Source organism: Streptomyces melanogenes, from assembly GCF_014649795.1.
Taxonomy (GTDB): Bacteria; Actinomycetota; Actinomycetes; order Streptomycetales; family Streptomycetaceae; genus Streptomyces; species Streptomyces noboritoensis.
The window spans coordinates 121226-145889 of the sequence record NZ_BMTS01000009.1 but is presented as its reverse complement, the minus strand read 5'-3'; the positions used below and the strand labels follow the sequence as shown (position 1 = coordinate 145889).

At 70.5% G+C, this 24664-nt stretch carries 16 protein-coding genes; 6 read left to right on the top strand and 10 right to left on the bottom strand.

Translation table 11 applies throughout. The features are described from left to right. Positions 1–11: 11 nt before the first annotated feature. Positions 12–584, bottom strand: coding sequence for an HIT family protein (locus IE252_RS20770; protein ID WP_229848666.1), 573 nt, complete (start codon positions 582–584; stop codon positions 12–14). A 336-nt stretch (positions 585–920) separates the two neighbouring features. Beyond that, positions 921–1133, bottom strand: coding sequence for an EF-hand domain-containing protein (locus IE252_RS20765; protein WP_190090946.1), 213 nt, complete (start codon positions 1131–1133; stop codon positions 921–923). A 368-nt stretch (positions 1134–1501) separates the two neighbouring features. Here IE252_RS20765 and IE252_RS20760 point away from each other — a divergent pair, with 368 nt between their 5' ends. Together IE252_RS20760 and IE252_RS20755 are read left to right on the top strand one after the other, a co-directional pair. After that, positions 1502–2221: a tRNA-dependent cyclodipeptide synthase gene (locus tag IE252_RS20760; RefSeq protein WP_190090945.1), complete on the top strand. Its 720-nt coding sequence runs from the start codon at positions 1502–1504 to the stop codon at positions 2219–2221. Beyond that, on the top strand, positions 2218–3447 hold the full coding sequence (locus IE252_RS20755) for a cytochrome P450 (RefSeq protein ID WP_190090944.1): 1230 nt from the start codon (positions 2218–2220) through the stop codon (positions 3445–3447). The genes IE252_RS20760 and IE252_RS20755 overlap by 4 nt, the downstream gene beginning before the upstream one ends. A gap of 80 nt (positions 3448–3527) precedes the next feature. On the opposite strand, the gene IE252_RS20750 is transcribed toward IE252_RS20755, so the two are convergent. The 6 genes from IE252_RS20750 to IE252_RS20725 all read right to left on the bottom strand — a co-directional run bounded on the left by IE252_RS20750 (position 3528) and on the right by IE252_RS20725 (position 10271). After that, the gene (locus IE252_RS20750) at positions 3528–4712 is read right to left on the bottom strand and encodes a YncE family protein (protein ID WP_190090943.1); all 1185 of its coding nucleotides are present in this window, start codon (positions 4710–4712) and stop codon (positions 3528–3530) included. After that, positions 4712–5518, bottom strand: a complete 807-nt coding sequence (locus tag IE252_RS20745) for a polysaccharide deacetylase family protein (RefSeq protein WP_190091112.1) — start codon at positions 5516–5518, stop codon at positions 4712–4714. Before IE252_RS20745 ends, IE252_RS20750 begins: the two co-directional genes overlap by 1 nt. Before the next feature lie 412 nt (positions 5519–5930). Next, positions 5931–6539 carry an ATP-binding protein gene (locus IE252_RS20740; protein ID WP_190091111.1) on the bottom strand — a complete coding sequence of 203 codons (609 nt, stop codon included), beginning with the start codon at positions 6537–6539 and terminating at the stop codon, positions 5931–5933. 148 nt (positions 6540–6687) lie between these two features. Next, positions 6688–7455 carry an enoyl-CoA hydratase/isomerase family protein gene (locus IE252_RS20735; protein ID WP_101390227.1) on the bottom strand — a complete coding sequence of 256 codons (768 nt, stop codon included), beginning with the start codon at positions 7453–7455 and terminating at the stop codon, positions 6688–6690. 82 nt (positions 7456–7537) lie between these two features. Continuing rightward, positions 7538–8791, bottom strand: coding sequence for a L,D-transpeptidase (locus IE252_RS20730; protein WP_190090942.1), 1254 nt, complete (start codon positions 8789–8791; stop codon positions 7538–7540). A gap of 226 nt (positions 8792–9017) precedes the next feature. Next, positions 9018–10271: a L,D-transpeptidase gene (locus IE252_RS20725; RefSeq protein WP_190090941.1), complete on the bottom strand. Its 1254-nt coding sequence runs from the start codon at positions 10269–10271 to the stop codon at positions 9018–9020. Between the two features lie 141 nt (positions 10272–10412). Between IE252_RS20725 and glgX the strand changes: the two genes are divergently transcribed. The 4 genes from glgX to IE252_RS20705 all read left to right on the top strand — a co-directional run bounded on the left by glgX (position 10413) and on the right by IE252_RS20705 (position 19031). Then, entirely contained in the window at positions 10413–12677 is a 2265-nt protein-coding gene (glgX, locus tag IE252_RS20720) for a glycogen debranching protein GlgX (RefSeq protein WP_373298582.1), read from the top strand. 88 nt (positions 12678–12765) lie between these two features. Next, positions 12766–14709, top strand: coding sequence for an ABC transporter ATP-binding protein (locus IE252_RS20715; RefSeq protein WP_190090940.1), 1944 nt, complete (start codon positions 12766–12768; stop codon positions 14707–14709). Beyond that, positions 14706–16568, top strand: a complete 1863-nt coding sequence (locus IE252_RS20710; protein WP_190090939.1) for an ABC transporter ATP-binding protein — start codon at positions 14706–14708, stop codon at positions 16566–16568. The genes IE252_RS20715 and IE252_RS20710 overlap by 4 nt, the downstream gene beginning before the upstream one ends. Positions 16569–16991: 423 nt before the next feature. Further along, positions 16992–19031, top strand: a complete 2040-nt coding sequence (locus tag IE252_RS20705; protein WP_190090938.1) for a M4 family metallopeptidase — start codon at positions 16992–16994, stop codon at positions 19029–19031. A gap of 104 nt (positions 19032–19135) precedes the next feature. Here IE252_RS20705 and IE252_RS20700 read toward each other — a convergent pair whose 3' ends face one another. Together IE252_RS20700 and IE252_RS20695 are read right to left on the bottom strand one after the other, a co-directional pair. After that, on the bottom strand, positions 19136–19495 hold the full coding sequence (locus IE252_RS20700) for a hypothetical protein (RefSeq protein ID WP_190090937.1): 360 nt from the start codon (positions 19493–19495) through the stop codon (positions 19136–19138). Then, positions 19495–24664, bottom strand: a 5170-nt coding sequence (locus IE252_RS20695; protein ID WP_190090936.1) for a LamG-like jellyroll fold domain-containing protein, incomplete at its 5' end; no start/stop codon positions are given. The genes IE252_RS20700 and IE252_RS20695, both read right to left, overlap by 1 nt.

The window sequence follows — 24664 nt, the reverse complement described above, 5'->3', positions numbered from 1 at the left end:
GGGTCCCGCCGTCAGGTCCGGCCCCGGTGTGCCCCGGCGAGATCCTCGGCGGCCTTCTCCTCGGGTTCCGGCCGGGCCGTCCAGGTGTCCGGTTCACAGTTGGGAACCGCCCGGCGGATGCCGCCCCGTGGGTCGGGCACATCGCCGCGGTGCCGGGGAATCAGATGGATATGGAGGTGGTCGATGGTCCGCCCGGCGGCCCGTCCCTCGTTCACGCCGATCGTGTATCCGTCGGGATGATGCCGGTCGTCGATGTTCTCCTGCGCAAAGCGGATCAGGGAATAGGCGTCCTTCAGCTCCCTGGTCGTCAGCTGGAAGAACGACTCGACATGGCGCTTCGGCACGATTTCGACATGGCCTTCCGCCGCGGGGAAGTTGTCGTAGCGGACGTAAAAGGTCTTGTTCTCACGCATGATCCGGTTCAGGTCCGGTCGCTCGCGCTGGCAGAAGAGGCAGGCCTCCGTATCCGGATTCCCGTCGTCCGCCGACCGGCGGCCCGTGGCACCCGGCCTCACCCAGGAAAGAATACGACGCATGATCCGGCCCCACGCTCCTTCTCGCCCAAGTGATAATGAGAAAGGCATCGTCGACTCCTTTTCATCCTATTCACTTCATCCCACCGAGCCTGGCTCGAAAATCGGACCGGCGAGTAACGTGCACGAACGGTAGCGAAGTCCCTGGCGAAAATCTAGTTGGTGAGACGCTCACAAGGCGGCGATATCGAGCGGCGCGACCCTTGTTGGGACAGTTCTGCACCTATCGTCTGCGAGTTGTTTCCTATATTGACGCGTGCAGGTCCGTTATTGGCTCGATCCACGATCGATCATGATGCGCGCGGCGCGTGGGCGGGGCCGCGACCGGCAGAAACACGACGTCCGCCGACCCGATTCAGCACGGGCCGGCGGACGCGAGAGCGGGGGTCACTTGTTGAGGGACGCCCAGAACTCCTCGAAGGAGAGCTTGCCGTCGCCGTTGGCGTCCTTGGCCCTGATGATGGCCTGGGCCACGGTCTCGGTGACGTGGAAGTCGCCCAGCTGGGCCATGACCTGCTTGTACTCGGTCGCCGTCACCTCGCCGTTGCCGTCGACGTCGAGCCGCGCGAACGCCTTGCGGGCCTCTTCGATGTCCGCCACTGGGTCCACCCCTATCTTGGTGCGTTTTTGACGGGGGTCAGACTAACGGGCCCCGGGCCCTTCCCGTACGGCACCCGGGCACTGAAGTTCCGGGACGAGGTGCAGCGTACGGACGTTCCAGGCGGCGGGGTACCGCCCCGTCGGCTCGGAAGCGCTGCTCGTCGCGCACTGAGCCCCGCCGGGGCCGACTAGGTCCCCTCCAGCCTCATCCCGCAAACATCGTCCCCGGTGTTTCGAGGGGCGAATTCCCGCCAAAAGTCCGGGACCCCCTTCCCTACGCTCCGCCACCGGGCGATAACTTCGTGCTGTCGCCGCCACACCGGGAGCACAGGGCTCCCAGGGACTCGCGGCGCTGGGGCGATTCAGGAGTGACTGCCACCACTGAAGCAACCACCACCTTTACCTTCCAGCCGTTCACCCGGAGCTGTCGCTTCATCTGGGACGAGGGCGACCACGTCCTCATCGGGGTGAGTCCGGGGAACAGCTATTTCAGCGCCGACCGCATCGCCGGTCTCGTCCGCTGGGCCTCCGCCCGCTTCGACCGGGTCGACCTCGTCTACGCCGACCGCCATGTGGACCGGATGTTCGCGACGCTCGGCTACGACGACGAGCACGCGCGCAGGCGGGCCGCCAAGGAGCTGAAGGCGGTCCGCAGAAGGATCGTGCGGGGCGTCGAGGAGGCCGCCCGCCCGGGGCTCCCGGTCGGGGTGCACGCGCTCTCGGAGTTCGAGGGCAACCCGGTGTACGACCTGCTGCACCGCCGGGTGCGGCACTTCCTCGCGACCGACCGCGAATTCCGTACCGGCTGCGAGGAGATGGCCGCCGCGTTCCTGGCCGGGAAGGCCGACGGCGCCCCGGTGAGCCCGGCGCAGACCGCCGCCTGCCTCGACTACATCGCCGCCGAGCTCCCGTTCTTCCTGGACACCCCGGGGATCCTCCAGGTCCCGTCCTCGGTGTCCAGCTACCACGCGCTGATCCCGCTCACCGAGCTCCTCTACGCCAAGGGCGGCGGTCTGCGCGCCTCCCGCAACCAGGCGTACGCGATCGTGCGCCCGCAGGCCGTCCGCCCGGAAGGAGTCGCCGCATGAGCCGCACAAGCACCACAAGCACCACGAGCACCACCACTGACACCGGCCCCCTGCTCGACTTCCCGCTCGGCCGGCGCGGCGACGTCCTCCCCGAGGAGTGCGCCGCCCTGCGCGGCAAGGAGCCGGTGGCCCGGGTGCGCACCCTGACCGGTGACACCGCCTGGCTGGTGAGCAGTTACGCGCTGGCCAAACGCGTCCTGGAGGACGACCGGTTCAGCCTCAAGGACACCGCGGCCCCGGACGCGCCCCGCCAGTACGCGCTGACGATCCCGCCGGAGGTCGTCAACAACATGGGGAACATCAACAGCGCGGGGCTGCGCGGCGCCGTGATGAAGGCGCTCAACCCGCGCACCGACGGCCTGCGGGAGTGGCTGCGGGAGCGGGCCGACGAATTCGTCGACGGCCTGCTCGCCGAGGGACCGCCGGCGGACTTCCGGGCGGGGTTCGCCGACCCCTTCTCGGCGGCTCTGCACTGCAAGGTGGTCGGGGTGCCGTTCGCGGACTGGCGGCGGTTGATGAGCGGGCTGGACATCGCGTTCATGACCAGCCCGCACGCCTTCGACGGCTCCCGCCTCAACTGGTACAAGGACCTGGGGTACATGGTCGACCGGCTCAACGCGCCGGAGGACCAGCGTGCGGGCCTGCTCGGCCGCCTCGCGGAGCTGCGTACGGAGGAGGAGTCCGCGCACCTCACCGACGAGATGCTGGCGACGGTCGCGGTCTCGCTCTTCGGCGCGGGCGCCGTCTCCACGTCCGCGTTCCTGGTCCTCGCGGTGCTCGCGCTGCTCCAGCACCCGGAGCTGATCGCGTACCTGCGGGAGCACCCGGACCGGATGGACCGGGCCGTGGACGAGCTGCTGCGCTGGAACCTCTCCATCGGGGACGGCCTGCCGAGGCTGGCCACCGAGGACGTACGGGTCGGTGAAGTGCTGGTGAAGAAGGGCGAGTTGGTGCTCGTCCTGGTCGAGGGCGCCAACTTCGACCCGGAGGTCTTCACCGACCCCGAACGGCTCGACCTGGACCGCGAGGTCAACCCGCACCTCTCGTTCGGCGCGGGCCGCCACTTCTGCCCGGCCACCGGTCTGGGCCGGGCGCACGCGGAGATCGCGCTCGGCGTCCTGGTGGAGCGGCTGCCGGGGCTGCGCCTGGCGGTCCCGCCGGAGCAGCTGGTGTGGCGCACCGGCTTCATCAAGCGCCTGCCGGAACGGCTGCCGGTGCTGTGGTGACAAACGGCCGGTGACAAACAGCCGGTGAGACGCGGCCGCCCCCGGGGACGCCTTCCCCGGGGGCGGCTTCGCGTACCGGCTCAGCGGAAGATGCCGGTGTGGCCCAGCGAGTAGCGGCCCGGCTGCGGGTAGACCGCGAGGCCGTGCGGGCCCGAGCCGACCGGGATGCGGGCGAGCTCCTTGCCGGTGGTGGTGTCGATCGCGTACACCTCGGCGTCGTAACGGCCGGACAGCCACAGGACCTTGCCGTCCGCCGAGACGCCGCCCATGTCGGGGCTGCCGCCGTCCGGCAGGTGCCACTTCTTGGTCAGCTTGTTCTGGGCGAAGTCGAAGATGGAGATGGTGCCCTCGCCCCGGTTGGAGATGTACATCTCCTTGGAGTCGCGGCTGACGTACAGGCCGTGGCAGCCCTTGCCGGTGGGCAGCAGCGTCGGCGTGCTGAACCGGTCGCCGTCCATGACCCACATGCCGTGGGCCATCATGTCGGCGATGTAGAAGGTCCTGCCGTCCGGGGACATCTTCACGTCCTGCGGCATCGCCCCCTCGAACGGCAGCTTCTGGTGGGCGATGACCTGCATCTTCGCCGTGTCGACCTTGAGCAGTTCGCCGGAGAACTCGCAGGAGACGATGAAGTAGCGGCCGTCCATGGAGAAGTCGGCGTGGTTGACGCCCGCGCAGTGCACCGGGACGGTCTTGACCCGGTTCATGTTGACGGGCTCGCGGAACACCAGCTCGCGGTCCATCGACGCCATCACGACCGCGTACTTGCCGTCGGGAGTGAAGTAGAGGTTGTACGGGTCGGAGACCTGGACCGTGCGGCCGGTCTTGCCGGTCGCCGGGTCGATGGCGGTGAGGCTGTCCCCCAGGTCGTTGTTGACCCACAGGGTCTTCATGTCCCAGGAGGGCACGACGTGCTGGGGCTGGTGGCCGACCGGGATGGTCTCGATCACCTTGTACGTCTTGGGGTCGATCACCGACACCGTGTTGGAGTTGGTGTTGGGCACGTAGACGCGTTCGAGGAAGTTCTTCACGGACGGCTGGAGGGCGTTGGGGCGGTCCGCGGCGTAGGCGTCCTTGGGGTCCAGGACCGGCGGCATCCCGGGCAGGCCCTGCGGCACCGCCTTCCTGGGGACCGGGGGCCGCTCGGCGCCCTTGGTGCCCAGGGCCTCGTTCCCTCCCTTGTCCGCGGACGAGCCGCAGCCGGCGAGCGCGGCGAGCAGGAGGCCGCACAGCAGCGCGGCGGTCCTCTTGGTGGGGGTCGGCATCAGGTCAGCAACTCCGTGGTGGTCACCGCGCGCAGTCCGCGGCGGTCGAGGTCGGCGAGGAGGACCGGCAGCGCGGCGACCGTGTCCGCGTAGCCGAAGTGCAGACTCACCACGGATCCGTTGCGGATCCGCCCGGTCACGTTGCGCGTCACGGCCGAGGCGCCGGGCGAGGTGAAGTCGAGCGAGTCGACGTCGTACGAGAGGACGTGCGGGTACCCGGCCCGCCGGGCCAGTCCCTGAACGAGCGGCGTCGCGTACTGGGTACGGGACGGCCGGAACCAGGTCCCGATGGAGCCGGTGATCCGGCGCAGCCGGTCCGCGCAGCCGGTGATCTCGGCGTACGCGTCCCGCTCCGCGAGCGCGGAGATGTCGATGTGGCGCTGGGTGTGGTTGCCGAGGTCGTGGCCGCCGTCGAGGATGCGGCGGGCCATCCCCGGGTGCTCGTCGAGCCAGCTCCCGACGGCCAGGACGGTGACCCTGGCGCCGGCCCGCTCGGCCTCGGCGAGGACGGCGGTGGCCTCCTTGGGGTCGCCCTGGCCGTGGAAGGTGAGCGCGATCTTCGGCCGGTCGCGGGGGCCGTGCGCGATCTGGGCGGGCTGCTGCGGGAAGGCGCGCGGGGCCGGGGCGGCGCGGGTGGTGCCGGGGCGGGCGGAGGCGGCGGACGCGGTGGGCGTCGCGGCGGCGGGCGGCGGCCCGGCGCCGCCCTCGTCGTCCGTGCAGCCGGCCGCGAAGGCCCCCGCGACGGCCGCCCCCGCCCCGGCACGCAGTGCGCTGCGGCGGTCGACCCCACGGGGAGATGGATTCAGCACATGGACATTTAAGTGGGCCCACGGGCGGAAGGTAATGATTGACCCATTTCAGGACCTTTGCGGGTCGCCGAGGACACGCCATCCGCCGGGCAGACGGGTTCGATGAAACACTCAGCGGCGCCCATACTTATTCACCATTAACAAGGTGCGTGCTCTAGTTCACCTACGATTCACAGCTAAACTGTGACGGTATGGGGAAGTTTGTCCGAGTAAGGACTTTTGGCGTGAAGGCCCCCCGTCTGCCATAGTCGGAGACACGACCCCTCATTGACCCGAGCTCGGTCGTCTTAGTCGCCGTGGATCACACCCCCTTCGATCCGCGGCGGCGCTCCGCAGAAGCCCCCGCAGGCACGCCACACCCGGCAGGCACGGGGGCTTCGGCGTACTCACGGCAGGTCCGGGGGCCGCTCTAGCGGTCGGCGACCCGCATCTCGAACCAGGTCGTCTTGCCGCGCGGCAGCAGGTCCACTCCCCAGCGGTCGGAGAGCTTGTCGACGAGGAAGAGCCCGCGCCCGCTGGTGTCCATCTCGTGGACCGGCATCAGACAGGGCAGCCCGCGCGAGGGGTCGCGCACCTCGATCCGGATCCAGCCCCGGCGCCGCATCATCCGCAGCCCGAAGGCGCGGGCACCGGTGTGCCGCACGGCGTTGCCGACCAGCTCGGAGACGAGCAGGATCGCCTGCTCGGCGAGGGCCGGGGAGAGCGCCCACTGGCGCAGTATCACGCACTGGGTGAGCCGGCGCGCGGTGGCCGCGGACTCGGGCCGGGACGGCAGCCGTACCTCTTGGTCCGTCGGGTTGCCGAACAACTCCAGCGCCTTGAGCGCCCGTTCGTCCTCGACGGCCGGCGACCACCGAGCCGCGGTCGCGCCAGCGCGCTGCCGCGGTTGTTCCACACCCTCCAGCCCCGCCATGGACCCATCATGGCCGCCCGGAGCCGCCTCCGGGGCCGTTCCTGGGGAAAACGGCCCCCGGAACCAGAGGTTCCGGGGAGCTCGTTCAGCATATGCCGAGGGCAGTGGATCACGTCCGTACCGCCTACGAGCTGCGATGACGGGCAGCGATCAGCTGATCACCAAGCGTTCGGAGCCGGTCGTACTTAAGGCTCCGTTAAGGCCAGGCTAATCCACCCGCAGGGTGTACGACCGGCCGCCAACGGCGCTCGGCTCAGAGGAACTTGGCCTTGCCGGGGCCCTCCTCGACGAAGCTGCGCATCCCGCGCTCGCGGTCCTCGGTCGCGAACAGGCCCGCGAACCAGTTCCGTTCGATGGCGAGGCCGGTCTCGATGTCCGTCTCCAGACCCGCGTCGATGGACTCCTTGGCGGCGCGCAGCGCGAGCGCCGGTCCCTGAGCGAGCTTCGCCGCCCAGGCGTGCGCCTCCTCGTACACCTTCTCCGCCGCGACCACCCGGTCCACCAGACCGATCGACAGGGCCTCGTCGGCCCGGACCATCCGGCCGGTGAAGATGAGGTCCTTGGCCCGGGACGGGCCGATCAGCCGGGACAGGCGCTGGGTGCCGCCCGCGCCCGGGATCAGACCGAGCAGGATCTCGGGCTGGCCCAGCTTGGCGTTGTCGGCGGCGATGCGGATGTCGGCGCAGAGCGCGAGCTCGCAGCCGCCGCCGAGCGCGTACCCGGTGACGGCGGCGACGACGGGCTTGGGGATGCGCGCGACGGCGGTGAACGACTCCTGGAGCGCCCGGGACCGCACCACCATCGCGGTGTGGTCCATCGCCTGCATCTCCTTGATGTCCGCGCCCGCCGCGAACACCTTCTCGCCGCCGTAGATCACCACGGCGCGGACGTCGTCGCGGCGCGTCGCCTCCTCGGCGAGCTCGCGCAGCCGGTCCTGGATCGCGATGTCCAGGGCGTTCATCGGGGGGCGGTCCAGGCGGAGGGTGCCGACGCCTTCGGAGACTTCGAGGGTCACAGTCATGGCAGCAGGTTAGTTGCCGTTAACGGCGACGGACCCGGTGCTGTGCGTCACAGCGACCGGGTCCGTAGCCTTCACATGCGTTTTACTTCGTCCACTCCGCCCAGGACATGTTCCAGCCGTTGAGGCCGTTGTCGGGCTGGATCTGCTTGTCCTTGGAGTTCTTCACGACGACCACGTCACCGATGAGCGAGCGGTCGTAGAACCAGGCCGCCGGGGTCGAGGAGTCGCCCGCGCCGCGCGCGTCCCGCAGACCGACGCAGCCGTGGCTGGTGTTGGTGTTGCCGAACACCGACGGGTCGCCCCAGTAGTTGCCGTGGATGAAGGTGCCCGAGCTGGACAGGCGCATCGCGTGCGGCACGTCCTTGATGTCGTACTCGCCGCCGAAGCCCACGGTGGCGCCGTTCATCCGGGTCACCTGGTACTTCTCGCTGATCACCATCTGGCCGTTGTACGTGGTGTTCTGCGGGGAGCCCGCGCTGATCGGGATGGTCTTCAGCGTCTTGCCGTCGCGCACGACGGTCATGGTGTGGGCGGCGGCGTCGACCGTGGAGACCTGCGAGCGGCCGACGGTGAACTTCACCGTACGGGTCTGCTTGCCGTAGACGCCCGGGCGGCCCTCGACGCCGTCCAGGTTGAACTTGACGGTCACCTTGGTGCCCGCGGCCCAGTACTTCTCCGGGCGGAAGTCCAGGCGGTCGTTGCCGAACCAGTGGCCCTCGACCGGCACCGACGGCTCGGCCGTCACCTTGATGGCCTTCTCGACGGCCTGCGGGTTGGTGATGCCGCGGCTGAAGTTGATGGAGACCGGCATGCCGACGCCGACGGTGTCGCCGTCCTCGGGGGCGTAGGTGCCGATGAAGGTGTTCTTGGGGACGAGCGTGGTGAACGTGGTGTCCTTGGCGGACTCCCGGCCGTCGTCGTCCTTGGCGACCGCGTGGACCTTGTACTTGGTGGCGGAGGCGAGGTGCTGGTCCGGGCTCCAGCCGGTGCCGTCGGCGGAGATCTTTCCGGCCACCGCGTTGCCCTTGGTGTCCGCGACCGCGACGGCGGTCAGCTTGCCCTGCGAGGCGGAGACCTTCAGCGCGCCGCTCGTCTGCACGTCGCTCGCGCCGTCCTTGGGCGCGATGGTGACGACCGCGGCCGAGGCCTTGGTGTCCTCGCCCGCCTTGCCGGCGCCGCCCTTGCCCTTGCCGTCACCGCCGCCGGCGGAGTCGTCGCCGCCACCGCACGCGGTGACCAGCAGGAGCAGCGCCCCCAGCAGAAGAGCCAGCAGACCCGGCGTACCGCGCCGCCCCGCCGCTCTCGTCGGAGCCCCCGATATGTGCTGCCCGTTCACGACAGTTCTCTCCCCTCGCACGGCCTGGATCACGCCACGGCCCGCACTGAAAAACACCCCCGCGCGCGTCCTCGCGCGCACACGATTGCCTAGGTAATCACACCGGACGCACACTCACCGCCACGCGAATGTCACTGTTCAGTCCCAATAGTCCTGTGCGTTCGCTGTGGCTACATCCAGACGTCACCGGGGGCCTGTACGGGCCGGGCCGGCCGGCGAGGGAGGGTCAGAGGGCCGAGCCCGCCCTCCACTTCGCCCAGTCCAGGTTCCAGCCACCGAGCCCGTTGTCGGCCGCGACCGTTTTGTCCCGGGAGTTAATGACTTCCACCACGTCCCCGACGAGCGTGCGGTCGAAGAACCAGCCCGCCGGGGTGTCCGGGCTGCCGCCCTTCACATCGCGCAGGCCCACACAGCCGTGGCTGGTGTTGCTGGAGCCGAAGGTGCCGGAGGACGCCCAGTAGTTGCCGTGCAGGAAGGTCCCGGAGGCGGTCAGCCGGATCGCGTGCGGCACGTCCGGGATGTCGTACTCCCCGCCGAAGCCGACCGTGCGGCTGTTCATCCGGGTCACGTCGAACATCTCGGTGACGACCATCTTGCCGTTGTACGTGGTGTTCTTCGGCGCCCCCGCCGAGATCGGGACCGTACTGACCAGCTCGCCGCCTCGGCGCACCTCCATCGTGTGCGCGTCGGCGTCCACCAGGGACTGCTGGTCGCGCCCGATGGTGAACCCGATCCGCTTCTCCTGGATGCCGTAGACCCCGGGGGCGCCGGGGACGTCACGCAGCCGCATGTCCACGGCGACCTTGGTGCCGGGCTTCCAGTACTCCCTGGGCCGGAAGTCCAGGCGCTCCTTGCCGAACCAGTGGCCCACGACCTCGACCGGCGGCGTCGAGGTGACCTTGATGGCGCGCTCCACGGCCGCCCTGTTCTCGATCGCCTGGTTGAAGTTGAACGAGACGATCATGCCGACGCCGACCGTCGAGCGGTTCTCCGGCTTGAAGTAGCCGATGAACCGGTGCTCGGGCACCAGCGTGGTGAAGGTGGTGTGGCGGGCCTGGCGGTGGCCGTGGCCGTCCAGCGCCACCGCGTCCACCGTGTACTTGGCGGCCAGTTCGAGCCGCCCCGCGTCCTGGCTCGGCTCCCAGGAGAGCCCGTCCTCGGTGATCCGGCCCGGCACCTCCTCGGGCTGCGCGTCCTCGGCCTTCATCACCCTGACCCGCTCCAGGCGCCCGCCGGGCACCCGCACCTCGATCCTCCCGTCCGCCTTGACGCCCTTGGCCCCGTCCTCGGGGGTCACCAGGATCACGTCCCGGGGCGATCGCGCCTTGCCCGCGACGACGTCCTTGACCCCGTCGACCCCGCCGATGTCCAGGTGGTCCCCGCTGCACCCGGCCAGCCCGGCCACCAGCGCCGCCGTCAGTCCCGCCCATGTCAGGGCGGCCGCGGTGGTCGCCCCTGCCCGCTTCAGTACGAATCTCACGCCCGGTCAACGACCGCGCCCCGCCGGGGGAAACGTGAGTACGAGCCGGGTAACGGGAAGAAAACCTGCGAGGACACGCGTGGGGAGCCGCGGCCGGGACGCCGCGCTCCGTCCAGGCGCCGAGCCGCGGGAGGCCGAGGGGTGTCGAGCGCAGCCGAGCAGGAGGCGGAGCGGGGGGTGGGGCGCCCGGTTCCGCAGAGGGAAGGGCACCGGGAACTGAACGGCCGGCGCGGTCCGCGGGCCGGTCCCGGCGCGGTGCGCCCGGCGGTCTGGCCGGGCGCACCGACACCATTGGGGGCCCGGTTCCGGGTGGGGCCGGACGGGGTGGCGGGCACCAACTTCGCGCTGTGGGCGGGCGGGGCGGAGTCGGTGGAGCTGTGCCTGTTCGACACGGCGGGCACCGAGACCCGGCTGGCCCTGGTCGAGCTCACCCATGAGATCTGGCACGGCTTCGTGCCGGGCGTGCGACCCGGGCAGCGGTACGGCTACCGGGTGCACGGCCGCTGGGACCCGTGGACGGGGGCCCGCTGGAACCACTCGAAGCTGCTGCTCGACCCGTACGCGCGCGCGGTCGACGGCGACTTCGCGCTGCCGCCGCAGGTGTACGGACACGTGCGGGACTGGCCGCAGCAGCAGGTGGCCGACACCGTACGGGACGACCGGGACTCGGCGCCGTACGTCCCCAAGGGGGTCGTCGTCCACGATGACGACGACTGGGCCGACGACCGCCGCCCGAAGACGCCGTGGGCCGACTCGGTCATCTACGAGCTGCATGTGCGCGGCTTCACCAAGCGGCACCCGGGGATCCCGGAGGAGCTGCGCGGCACGTACGCGGGCCTCGCGCACCCGGCGGCGCTCGACCATCTCGTACGCCTGGGGGTGACGGCGGTCGAGCTGCTGCCGGTGCACCAGTTCGCCCACGAGGACCATCTGCTGCGCCGGGGCCTGCGCAACTACTGGGGCTACAACTCGATCGGCTACTTCGCGCCGCACGCGGCGTACTCGGCGTCGGGGACGGCGGGCCAGCAGGTCGGCGAGTTCAAGCGGATGGTGCGGGCGCTGCACGCGGCGGGCATCGAGGTCATCCTCGACGTGGTCTACAACCACACGGCGGAGGCGGGCGAACGCGGCCCGACGCTGTCGCTGCGCGGCATCGACAACAAGGGGTACTACCGCCTCCAGTCCGACGCGCGCCGGTACGCCGACTACACGGGCTGCGGCAACACGCTGCACGTGGTGCAGCCCCAGGTGCTGCGGCTGATCACGGACTCGCTGCGGTACTGGGTGACGGAGATGGGGGTGGACGGCTTCCGCTTCGACCTGGCGGCGGCGCTCGCCCGCTCGATGCACGACGTCGACATGCTCTCCCCGTTCCTCGCGGTCATCGCCCAGGACCCGGTGCTGCGCCGGGTCAAGCTGATCGCGGAGCCGTGGGACGTGGGGCGCGGCGGGTACCAGGTCGGGGCCTTCCCGCCGCTGTGGACGGAGTGGAACGACCGGTACCGGGACGCGGTGCGGGACTTCTGGCGGGGGGCGCTGCCAGATGTGCGCGATCTGGGCTACCGCCTGTCGGGGTCGAGCGACCTCTACGCGTGGGGCGGCCGCCGCCCGTACGCCTCGATCAACTTCGTCACGGCCCACGACGGCTTCACCCTGCGGGACCTGGTCTCGTACGAGCGCAAGCACAACGAGGCGAACGGGGAGGGCAACCGGGACGGGACGGACGACAACCGGTCCTGGAACTGCGGGGTGGAGGGCGAGACGGACGACCCCCGGGTCAACGCGCTGCGCCGCCGCCAGCTGCGCAACCTGCTGACGACGCTGCTGGTGTCCACGGGGGTGCCGATGCTGGTGGCCGGGGACGAGATGGGGCGTACGCAGGGGGGCAACAACAACGCGTACTGCCAGGACGGCGAGGTGGGGTGGGTCGACTGGTCCCTCCTTGACGAGCCGGGCCCGCGCGGGCTGCTCGAACTGGCGCGCCGGCTGGTCGCGTTGCGCCACCGCCATCCGGTGCTGCGGCGGCGCGCGTTCTTCTCCGGCCGGGCGCAGCGGGCGGACGGGCTGCGGGACCTGGCGTGGTTCACGGCGCGCGGATCGGAGATGACGGAGCGGGACTGGTACGCGCCGACGTCCACGCTCGGCCTGTACCTGTCGGGCCGTGATATCCCCGGGCGGGACGCCTTCGGCGCGCCGGTGGTGGACGACAGCTTCCTGATCGTGCTGCACGCGGGCAGCCGCCCGACGGGGTTCGTGGTGCCGGGGGCGCCGTGGGGCGAGGGGTACGAGGTGGTGGTCGACACGGCGCTGGAGGACCAGGCGGGGGTGGCCGGGCGGGTGCATCGGGGTGGGGTGGAGGTGAGGGTGGGGGCGCGGTCGGTACAGGTGCTGCGCGTGACGGGCTAGGGCGGATGGTGCACGGCCTCTACGACCTTGGTCCCCGGTCAAAAAGCCTGTGGGCGTTGTCGGTGGGGAAGTTTAGGCTCGATGATTGATGCCAGACATACATGCACCCACCAAGAACCAGTCGACGGTCCGTACGCTGCTGAGGCTCTGGCCGTACGTGCGTCCCGTTCGAACTCGGCTGTTCAGCGCGGCTTTCATCGCCGTGCTCGCGTCCTGTCTCGGACTGCTGATCCCGCTCGTACTGAAGTGGATCGTCGACGGGCCGGTGAGCGACGGCGACCCCGGCGGGGTCTGGCTGGGGGCGCTCGTCCTGCTGCTGCTCGGGGTGGCGGAGGCGCTCCTCTTCGGCCTGCGGCGGTGGCTGGTGGCGCGGCCGCTGGCGGGGGTGGAGGCGGCGATGCGGGCGGATCTGTACCGGCATGTGCAACGGCTGCCCGTCTCCTTCCACGACCGGTGGCCGTCGGGCCAGTTGCTGTCGCGGGGGACGACGGATCTGAGTCTGGTACGGATGTTCCTGGCGTTCCCGCTGACGTTCCTGCTGGTCAACGCGGTGACGATTCTGGTGGGTTTCGTCATCCTGCTGTCCCAGGAGTGGACGCTGGGGCTGGTGCTGATCGTGCCCGTGGTGCCGCTGGTGGGGCTGTGCTCGCTCTTCGAGACGCGGTACTCGCTGGCGGCGCGGCGGGCGCAGGACCAGGTGGGCGATCTGACGACGCTGGTCGAGGAGAGCGTGCTCGGCGTGCGGATCATCAAGGGGTTCGGGCGGCATCGCAGCCAGGCGCGGGCGTTCGGTTCGCTGGCGCGGGAGCTGCGGGGCACGGAGCTGCACAAGGCGCGGCTGCTGGCGGCGCTGTGGGGTGTGATCACGGCGATTCCGGAGCTGGCCATCGGGGCGGCGCTGGTGCTGGGGACTGTGCGGGTGGCCGACGGGGGCCTGTCGGCCGGGACGTTGGTGGCGTTCCTGTCCACGGCGCTGGCCCTTCGGTGGCCGGTGGACTCGATCGGGTTCCTGCTGGCGATGAGCCAGGAGGCGGGGACGGCGACGGAGCGATTCTTTGAGGTCCTGGATGAGCCCCTCCCCGCCCCTTCCCTAAACCCTCCGGGGGTGGGTGGGGGTAAGGGCGGTCTCCCGGGGGCTACGCCCCCGGACCCCCACGCGGGGCCTGCGGCCCCTGCACCCCGCCTTCGGGGCTCCGCCCCGGACCCCGCTCCTCAAACGCCGGAGGGGCTGGAGATGCCTAGGGGCGCGGGGAACTGCGCGACCAGCCACACACAACCCGCAGACGAAAACCTCGGCATCCGGTTCCACCACGTCGCCTTCCGCTACCCCGACGCCCCCAGCGACAGCCCGCCCCTCCTCTCCGAGATCGATCTGCACATCCGCAGCGGCGAGACCATGGCCATCGTCGGGGGGACCGGGTCGGGGAAGACCACGCTCACCGCGCTCGTGCCGCGGCTGTACGAGGCGACCGGGGGGCGCATCACCCTCGACGGCGTCGACATCGCGGGCATGCCGCGCGACGAGCTGCGCGCGCTCGTCGCCGTGGCGTTCGAGGAGCCGACCCTCTTCTCCGCCTCCGTGGGCGAGAACGTCCTCATGGGCGGCGGCGACACCGACGACCTCGACCGGGCGCTCGACGTCGCGCAGGCGGGGTTCGTACGGGAGCTGCCGCACGGCGTCGAGACCCAGGTCGGCGAGCAGGGGCTCAGCCTCTCCGGCGGGCAGCGCCAGCGGCTCGCCCTCGCGCGGGCGGTCGTCGGGCGGCCCAGGTTCCTGGTGCTCGACGACCCGCTCTCCGCCCTCGACGTCCACACCGAGGCCCGCGTCGAGGCGGCCCTGCGCGACGTCCTGCGCGAGACCACCGCGCTGGTCGTCGCCCACCGCCCGTCGACGGTGATGCTCGCCGACCGGGTCGCGCTGCTCTCCGGCGGCCGCATCGCCGCCGTCGGCACGCATCAGGAACTGCTGCGCAGCAACGCCGAGTACGCCTGGCTGATGTCCGGCGCGGGGGACGAGGGGGAAGAACGATGACGACCACCATCGGCGCGGAGCGGCAGGCCGATCCGGAGGAGCCGGAAGGGCCGAGAACCCCGCCGCAGGACGATCCGTTCGATCGCGACGCCCTTCCCTCCCCCGCCGGCGCCACCCGCGCCCTCCTCCTCGACCTGCTCCGCCCCATGCGGCGCCGCGTCGTGGTCACCGCGCTGCTCATTCTGTTGCAGCAGGCCGCCGTGCAGGCGGGGCCGCTGCTCGTCGCGTACGCCATCGACCGGGGCGTGCCCGCGTTCCGCGAGGACGACTACGGGCCACTGGTGGCCGTCGGCGCCGGGTACCTCGTCTGCGCGCTGGGGGCCGGGCTGCTCCAGTACGCGTTCATCAGCGCCTCCACCCGCGTCGGCCAGGACGTGCTGCTCGATCTGCGCGGGCGGATCTTCAGGCACGCGCAGGCGCTGAGCGTGGACTTCCACGAGCGGTACACCTCGGGCCGGCTCATCTCCCGCTCCACCTCCGACGTGGAGTCGCTGCGCGAGCTGTTCAACGAGGGGCTCCAGGAGCTCATCGGCGTGGTGCTCTCCGGTGTGTACATCTGCGTCGTGCTGCTCTGGCTCGACTGGGGCATCGGCGCGCTCGCCGTCGCCTCGTACGCGCCGCTGCACCTGCTGATCCGCCGCTACCGGCGCCGCGCTTCGCGCGCGTTCGACGCCCGCTCGACGGCGATCGCCGCCGTGATCGTCAAGTTCGCGGAGACCCTCAACGGCATCCGGCCGGTCCAGGCGTTCCGCCGCGAGCGGACCAACGACGAGGAGTTCCAGAAGCTCAACCACACGCACGAGCGCACCAACGGCGACGCCATCCTGGAGATGGCCCAGTACGTGGTGGGGTCGCGTCTGGTCGCCAACACCGCCGTCGCCGCGATGGTGCTGTGGGGCGCCTACCGGGTCGCCGACGGCACCCTCGCGCTGGGCGTGCTGGCCGCCGCCGTGCTGTATCTGCGGCGGCTCTACGACCCGATCGACCGGCTCGGGATGTTCCTCAACTCGTACGAGGCGGCCGTCTCCTCCCTAGGGAAGATCGCCGGACTCCTTGCCCAGGTCCCGACCGTGCCCGAGCCCGAGCGGCCGGTGCCGCTGCCGGAGCGGTCCGGTGAACTGCCGGGGCGGCGCGTCGAGTTCGAGGGCGTCGGGTTCTCGTACCGTACGGGCGGTGAGGTCCTCCCCCGCTTCGACCTGACCATCCCGGCCGGGCAGACCGTGGCCGTGGTCGGCTCGACCGGCGCGGGCAAGTCCACCCTCGCCAAGCTGCTCGCCCGCTTCTACGACCCTTCCACGGGCCGCGTCCTGCTCGACGGCGTAGATCTGCGCGAACTGGCCGTTCCCGAGCTGCGGCGCGGGGTCGTCATGGTCACCCAGGAGGCGTTCCTCTTCTCCGGCACGGTCGCCGACAACATCGCCATCGGCCGCCCCGAGGCGAGCCGCGAGGAGATCGAGCGGGCCGCGAAGGCGATCGGCGCGCACGACTTCATCACCCGGCTGCCGGACGGCTACGACACGGACGTACGCAAGCGCGGCGGACGCATCTCGGCGGGCCAGCGCCAGCTGGTCGCCTTCGCCCGGGCGCTGCTCGCGGACCCGGCGGTGCTGATCCTCGACGAGGCGACCTCGTCCCTGGACATCCCGGGCGAGCGGGCGGTCCAGCGCGCGATGCACACGGTGCTGCACGGCCGTACCGCCGTCGTGATCGCCCACCGGCTGTCGACCGTGGAGATCGCGGACCGGGTGCTGGTGATGGAGCACGGCCGCGTCGTCGAGGACGGCCGGCCCGCCGAACTCATCGCGGGGACCGGCCGGTTCGCCGATCTGCACCGGGCCTGGCGCGAGAGCCTCGCCTAGCGGAAAGGGTGCGGCGGCGGGAACCGGATCGCCGCCGCACCCGTCCCACTGTCCGCCTGGCGGACGCCCGGCGGGCTCCGGGACGGACAAGTGCGGAGACACATTGCGGCCATTGTCGCGAGCGGCTTCCGCGACCGCTCCGGACGGCTTTCGTGCTGGTGGGACAGGGTGCGTATCCGGACACTCCCGTCGATCGCGGCGCACCCAACTGCCCCCCGTACACATGGTGTTGACAAAGGAAACGTCCGCTTAACGAACGGCGTCCTTCGTACAACGAACGAATTCCGGCCAACTTCTTGACGCGCTCCTGACAGCAGTCGGCCACTCCTGGCACTCTCTCCCCGATCCAAGAACCACCGCTCCGCATGCTCCGCCCGGACGGCCGACCCAGCCGCCGGTACCCCCCTCGCAGAAGGAGTTCGCGTGAGATCCACGCACCGTCGTCGTGCCACCGCCACCGCCGCTCTGCTCTCCGCAGCCGCCATGCTCACCGTCGGAGTCCAGGCAGGTAGCGCCAGCGCACGTCCCGACGACTCCGCGTCGGCCGCCGCCCTCAAGGCGCAGGCCGTACGCAACCCGGGCGCTCTGCCCGCCAAGCTCTCGCCCTCGCAGCGGGCCGAGCTCATACGCCAGGCCGGCGACAAGACGGCCGAGACCGCCAAGCAGCTCGGCCTCGGCGCGCAGGAGAAGCTCGTCGTCCGCGATGTGACCAAGGACCAGAACGGCACCCAGCACACGCGGTACGAGCGCACCTACGCCGGACTCCCGGTCCTCGGCGGCGACCTCGTCGTCGACACCGCCGCGGGCGGCGCCACCCAGGCCGTCCTCAAGGCCAACCGCGCCGAGCTGAAGAACATCGCCACCACCGCCAAGCAGGGTCCGGCCGGCGCGCAGAAGCAGGCCCTCGCGGCCGCCGCCGACAAGGGCGCCAAGAAGGCCACCGCCGACCGCGCCCCGCGCAAGGTCGTCTGGATGGCCAAGGGCACGCCGACCCTCGCGTACGAGACGGTCGTCGGCGGTCTGCAGGACGACGGCACCCCGAACCAGCTGCACGTCATCACCGACGCGTCGACCGGCGCGAAGCTGTACCAGTGGCAGGGCATCGAGACCGGTGTCGGCAACACCCACTACAGCGGCCAGGTCACCCTCGGCACCACGCAGTCGGGCTCGAACTACACGCTGACCGACGGCGGCCGCGGCGGCCACAAGACGTACAACCTGAACCACGGCTCGTCCGGCACCGGCACGCTGTTCTCCCAGACGAACGACACCTGGGGCGACGGCACCAACTCCAACGCCGCCACCGCGGGCGCCGACGCCGCCTACGGCGCCGGGGAGACCTGGGACTTCTACAAGAACGTCTTCGGCCGCAGCGGCATCAAGGGCGACGGCGTCGGCGCGTACTCCCGCGTCCACTACGGCAACGCGTACGTCAACGCGTTCTGGGACGACAGCTGCTTCTGCATGACGTACGGCGACGGCTCGGGCAACAACGACCCGCTGACCTCGCTGGACGTGGCCGGCCACGAGATGACGCACGGCGTCACCTCCAACACGGCGGGCCTGGAGTACAGCGGTGAGTCCGGCGGCCTCAACGAGGCGACCTCGGACATCTTCGGCACCGCGGTGGAGTTCTACGCCAACAACAGCTCCGACGTCGGCGACTACCTCATCGGCGAGAAGATCAACATCAACGGCGACGGCACCCCGCTGCGCTACATGGACCAGCCGAGCAAGGACGGCGGCTCCAAGGACAGCTGGTACGCCGGCATCGGCAACCTGGACGTCCACTACTCCTCCGGCCCGGCGAACCACTGGTTCTACCTGGCCTCCGAGGGCAGCGGCACCAAGGTCATCAACGGCGTGACCTACAACTCGCCGACCTCCGACGGCCTGCCGGTCACCGGCATCGGCCGCGACAAGGCCCAGCTGATCTGGTACAAGGCGCTCACCACCAAGTTCAACTCCAGCACCGACTACAAGGGTGCCCGCGACGGCACGATCGCCGCGGCGACCGAGCTGTACGGCGCCGGCAGCGCCGAGGTCAACAACATCACCGACGCGTGGGCGGCCATCGCGGTCGGCGCCCGCCACGGCGGCGACCCGGGCGGCGGCAAGGTCTTCGAGAACGGCACCAACGTCAACATCCCGGACTCCCCGGGAGCGGCGGTCACCTCGTCGGTCAACGTCACCGGTGTCACGGGCAACGCGCCCAGCGCCCTCAAGGTCGGCGTCAAGATCGTCCACACCTACATCGGCGACCTCCAGATCGACCTGGTGGCGCCCGACGGCTCGGTGTACTCCCTCAAGACCACCGGGACCGGCGGCTCGACGGACAACATCGACACCACGTACACCGTGAACGCCTCCTCGGAGGTCGCCAACGGCACCTGGAAGCTGAAGGTCCAGGACAAGGCGCGGTACGACACGGGCTACATCGACAACTTCAAGCTCACGTTCTGACGGTCAGGCGGCTGACTGGAACGTGAAAGGTGCCCGGACCCCCACAAGGGGTCCGGGCACCGCTCGTTGTGCACGGCCGGGCCGACGGCGGCCCGGCCGTACCGCTAGCCCTCGGCGGCCCGGGCGGCCGCCAGGTAGTCCCGGAGCATCGCGTCGAACTCGTCCGCCGCGATGTCGCAGTCCTCGAACTGCCCGTACAGGTCGACCAGCCGGACGGTCCCGGCGGAGACCCGCTCGGCCCCGGCGCCGGCGGTCGACAGGGAGAACCCCGACCCCCAGCGCTCGGTGTCGGCGCGCCACGCCGCGAGGTAGGCCTCGGCGGCCTTGGCCGAGGCGATCCCCAGGAGCAGCGTCTCCACCGCCCGCCGGAGGTTCTCGTCCCCGGCGGGCTCCCTGGACGGAACCCAGTCCTCGTCCTCGTCCAGGGTGAACGACCACACGGCCGGTCGGTCGGAGCCGGTCATCACTTGCCCTTCGGGAAGAAGGTCGACGGCCGGTAGACGCCGTCGCCCCCCTTCTCCAGGAAGCCCTGCATCTTCACTCCCCTGTGCGTGTGCGTCACTCTCGTGTTGCCGTACTTGTACTTCCCGGAGCAGAACAGCTTCGCTCCGGCTTCCATGATGTCATCGGCCGTCCAGTCCTCCGGGAAGAACGTCTGGCCGGCGCTGCCGTCCTTCTCCAGGGTGGTGCCGTCCTCCCGGATGGCCCCGACCTTGCCGTTGCCCTCGCCGTTGGTGCCGCGGACGGTCACCGAGCCGTCGGCGTTGGTGCTCAGCTCGCCGTTGATGTAGCGGTTGGCCGGGATGCCGCCGGACTGCTTGGGGTGCATGTGCCACCCGCCGAACGCGCCCTTGTCGTTGACGTCGCCGTTGAGCACGTGCGCCCGGGTCTTCGCGGAGATCGTGGCGTCGACGTTCTTCGGCGCGTTGCAGTTGTGGACGAGCAGCGACTCGTCGCCGACCGTGACGAAGTAGGTGTGCAGTCCGTCGACGGTCAGGTCGTAGGTGACGGTCGTGGCGCTGGAGAAGGCGCGGGCGTTGAGGACCTCGGCGGTGGAGCCGTCGAGGGTCTGGATCCGCTGGCCCGGGTGCAGGTCCTTCGCCCGCGTCCACGTCTTGGCGGTCGTCTCGTAGATCTGGTGGAGCGCCGTGGTGTGGAGCGGCTTGGGGCCCTCCTTGGTGGCGACCGTCAGGTCCACGAAGTCCCGGTCGTGCTTGGTCACATGGACCTTGGTGACCTTGTGGACCTCCTTCTTGTCCTTGCCCGGCTCGGCGGTCAGGACGAGGTCGCCGACCTTGACCTGGCTGATGGGCCGGGCCGCACCGCTCGCGAGCACGACCGAGGTCTGCCCGCTGAAGCTGTGGCAGCCGCCGCGCACCTTGCCGCCGACGGCGCCGAAGATGCCGCCGAGCGCCGCGCCCGCCGCGGTCGCCTTCACGGCGCCGCTGACGCTGCAGCCGTCCTCGCTGCCCGCGCAGGTGGCCCCGTAGTACGAACCGCTCTCGGCCGCTCCGGCCGCGATGCCCGACAGGCCGCCCCTGGCCACCGCGCCCAGGGCGCTGCCCGCCAGGGCCCGGCCGACCGCCGCGCCCGCGCCCATGCCGATCAGCCCGGTGCCCGCGCCGATCGCGGCGGCTCCCAGGAAGCCGCTCAGGGTGTGGGGTCCGTCGCTCATCGCGTAGCCGACCGCGTTGGCCAGTGCTCCGGCCGCCGCGGCGCACGCCACCGCGCCGACACCGGCGGTCAGTGCCGTACAGGCCACCGCACCGGCGATGCCCACCACCATCGGGACGATGGTCGAGGCGTGCTGTTTCACGTAGTTGGCCGTGGCCTTGGCGGCCTTCTTGACGGCCCGGCCCACCTTCTTGGCGGCCTTGACCACCTTGTGGGCGACGTGCTTGACCGCCTTGGCGACCCGCTTCACCGCGTGCTTGACGGCCTTGGCGACCTTGTGGACGTAGTGCCTGACGCGCTTGTACGTCCGCTTGACGTATCTCTTGACCTTCTTGACGGCGTCGTGCACGTAGTGCACGGCCTTGCGGACCGCGTGCTTGACCCGCTTGACCGCCTTCTTGACCGCGTGCTTGATCTTCTTCGCGGCCTTCTTGACGGCCTTGGCGACGTGCTTGACGGCCTTCTTGGTCTTGTGCCACGCCGACTTGGCGACGTGCTTGACCTTCTTCTTGAACTTCTTCCAGGCGCCGCCGAAGCTCCAGTGACCGGTGGGGTCGGTCATCGTCATCGGGTTGTCGTCGCCGTAGGCGAACCTGTTGCCGGTGACCGAGGACGCCGCGTCCGACACGTCCGCGGTGTCGCGGCTGTTGAACTGGCCGGTCTGCGGCGAGTACCAGCGCGCCGCCATGTTGACCTTGGCGGTCTCCGGGTCGGTCCAGCCCGACTGGTAGCCGAGGCGTCCCAGCATGGTGCTGGTCTGGCCGACCTTGCCGAACGGCGAGTAGGTGGTCGAGCCGCTGAGCGCCTCGCCGCCCGCCGTGAACTGCGCGATGACGTCGTCGTGCAGATCGGTCATCGTCAGGGCGGAACGCGAGGCGTCCTTCACCCCGACCAGCGAGCCATCGGCGTTGCGGCTGTAGGTGGCCGAACCGTCGCTCGCGACCTCGTTGCCGGTGCCGCTGTAGGCGAACTGGAACACCGGGACCATGCCCGGGTCGTTGGCGCTGAGCACCCGGTCCAGGCCGTCGTAGGTGTAGGTGCGGTCCCCTTCGTTGATCACCCGGTTGAAGGCGTCGGACTTGACCGCCGTCTGCTTGCCCTGCTCGTCGGTGAGCGTGCTCATCGTGCCGCGGGCGGTGTACGTGTACGAGTTGTGCCCGTCGGAGCTGAGCTGGTTGCGGGCGTCGTAGGTGTAGGTGTCGCCGCCCACCCGCGTCCGGTTGCCGGAGGCGTCGTAGCCGTAGCCCTCGGTCGTCGTCCCGTTGTTCCAGGACGCCAGGCGGTTCGCCCAGTCGTAGGTGTAGGTGTTGGCGGACGCGCCCGCGACCCCGGTGGTCGTCTTCGACGTCTCGTTGCCGTTCTCGTCGTACCCGTAGCTCACCGAGGCGAGGGTCTTGCCGGTCGGGGAGGTCAGGGTGTCCGACTTGAGCTGCTCCAGGGCGTCGTAGCCGAAGGCGCGCTTGGCCTTGCCGGTGCCGTAGTCGATCGACTTGACGTTGCTGTTGACGTCGTAGCCGTAGGTCAGCGCGGAGCCGGTGGCGCCGTCGTTGACCGTGGACAGCCGTCCGTCGCCGTCGTAGCCGTAGCTGGAGGTGCCCGAGGCGTCCGTGCGCGAGGTCATCCCGCCGTCGCCGTTGTAGGCGAAGGACGCGGTGCCCGAAGGTCCGCTGGTCGACAGCAGCTGGCCGCGGTCGTCGTAGCCGAAGGTGTCCTTTCCGGTGTCGGAGTCGGTGCCGGTCACCGAGGTGATCCGGTCGTCCGAGTCATAGGTGTAGGTGTGGTCGGCCGTCGCGGCCTCGGCACCGGTGCCGTGCTGCTTGGTGAGGCGGCCCTTGGCGTCGTACTCGCTGGTGACGGTCACCCCGCCGGGCGAGCGCTGCTCGCGCACATTGCCGTTGGCGTCGTACACCAGCGTGAAGGTGCGGTCCGCCGCGTTCGGGTAGGCCGGGGTGGAGGGCTCGATCTGCGACTCCTCCAGGCCCCAGGTGTTGTACGTGGTCAGGAACGCGTTGCCCCGGCCGTCGGTGGAGCGCGTGCGGTGACCGCCGACGTCGTACCCGTAGGTCGTGGTGATCGACTCCGTCGCGGAGACCGGCTGCACGGCCTTGGTGACCAGACCCGTCGGGTCCACCGTGAAGGCGGTGGTGTGGCCGCGGAAGTCGGTCGTGGAGACCGCGTTGCCCATCCGGTCGTACGTCGCGCCGCTGGTGCGCAGCACCGCGCCGTTGGCGTCCAGGTCGCTGATCGAGGACAGCTCGCCGAACCCGTTGTACGTGTTCTTGGTGCTGGTGCCGTCCGGGTCGGTGGAGGTGAGGAGCTCACCGTCCTTGTCGTAGGTGAACCGCGTGGTGTTGTTGGCCCCGTCCGTGGTGGACGCGACCTCGCCGAGCGCGTTGTACGTGTACGACTCGGGGACCCCGGCCGGGCTCACCCGGCGGGACAGCTGCTGCCCCGGCGCGTCGTAGTAGTTGATCGCCGTGAACGCGCGCTGGGTGGGCTGGCGGACGATGTCCGTGCTGGTGACCTCGCGGCCCAGGTAGTCGTAGGTCGACTCCTGGCGGGCGCCGTTGGGGCGGGTCGCCGACAGTTGGTCGCCGTTGGTGTCGTAGGTGTATCGGGTGGTGTCGCCGCCCGGCTCCTTCACCGAGGCCAGGTCGCCCAGCTGGGTGTAGGTGTACTCGGTGCGGTTGCCCAGCGCGTCGACCTCCGCGGAGACCTGGCCGAGGTGGTTGTACTCGTTCCAGGACACCGCCTTGATCGGCGTCGAGGCACCCGGCGCGGTGTAGTCGGGAAGCGTCGTGGACGCCTCCTGGCCCTCGCCGTCGTAGGCGGTGACCGTGACGTTGCCGAGCGGGTCGGAGGACTCGGTCTGCTCGCCATAGGTGTTGTAGCCGGTGAGCGAGACCGGGCGGACGGAGGTCGGAGTGCCGCCGTTCTGCTCGGCGTTGACCGCCGGCTCGGTGACGCTGGTCTGCTGGCCCGACTCGTCGTAGCCGTAGTCGGTGGTCGCGCCGTTGGCGTCGGTCACCGAGAGGGGCATGCCGCGCTGGTCCAGCTTCCAGCTGGTGCTGCGCACCGAGCTGCCCGCGGCGGGCAGGGTCTTGCCGTAGACGCCGGAGACCTGCGTCGCGGTGAGCGCCTCGCCGTAGACCTGGACGTCCGCGAGGGAGCCCTTGTGGTACTCGCCCTGCGTGCCGCCCGACATACGGCGGCCGATCTGGAGCGGCCCGGTGGCCTCCCAGGAGCCGCTGTACGGAGTGGTCGCCTTCAGCGCGCCGTTGACGTACAGCCGGATCTCCCCGGCCGTCGCGTCGTAGACACCCGTCAGATGCGTCCAGGTGTTGGCCGTCACCGCCGCCGTGCCGGAGGTGGCACGCGCCAGCGTCGGGGACGCCACGTCGCCGGAGGTCCGGTTGAACGTCCAGCCGTACGCCGTCGAGTAGTACAGCTGGAAGCCGTGGTCGGCCGTGCCGTCCTGGGAGACGAACGTGTGGTTGGCGGTGGTGTCGGCGAGCTTCACCCAGGTCGAGACGGTGAAGCTGCCGTTGGTGTTGACGGCCGGGCCGGTGCCCTGGCCGTACGCGTTGGCCGTGCCGTCGAAGACGGCGCTGCCGCCCTGCTCGGTGGAGCGGGTGACGCCGGTGCCGAGGGTGACCTTGTTGGTGCCGCCGGAGGAGTCCGCCGCGTTGGTGCCGCTGGTCTCGTTGAGCTTCCAGCGGCCGACCGGCGCGGTGGTGCCGTCGTGGACGGTGTTGCCGGTGACGTTGCCGAGCGCGTCGTAGCGCGTGTCGGTGGTGCTGGTGTCGCCGGTCGGGTCGTAGTCCGTCTCGGACACGACGTTGTCGTCCGGGTCGTAGGAGACCTTGTTGGTCCGGGCGAGCCCGCCCGGGTCCATCGTGGTCGACGTGGTGCGGTCCGCCGCGTCCACCGTGAACGAGGTGGTCGTGGTGCCGTCGTTG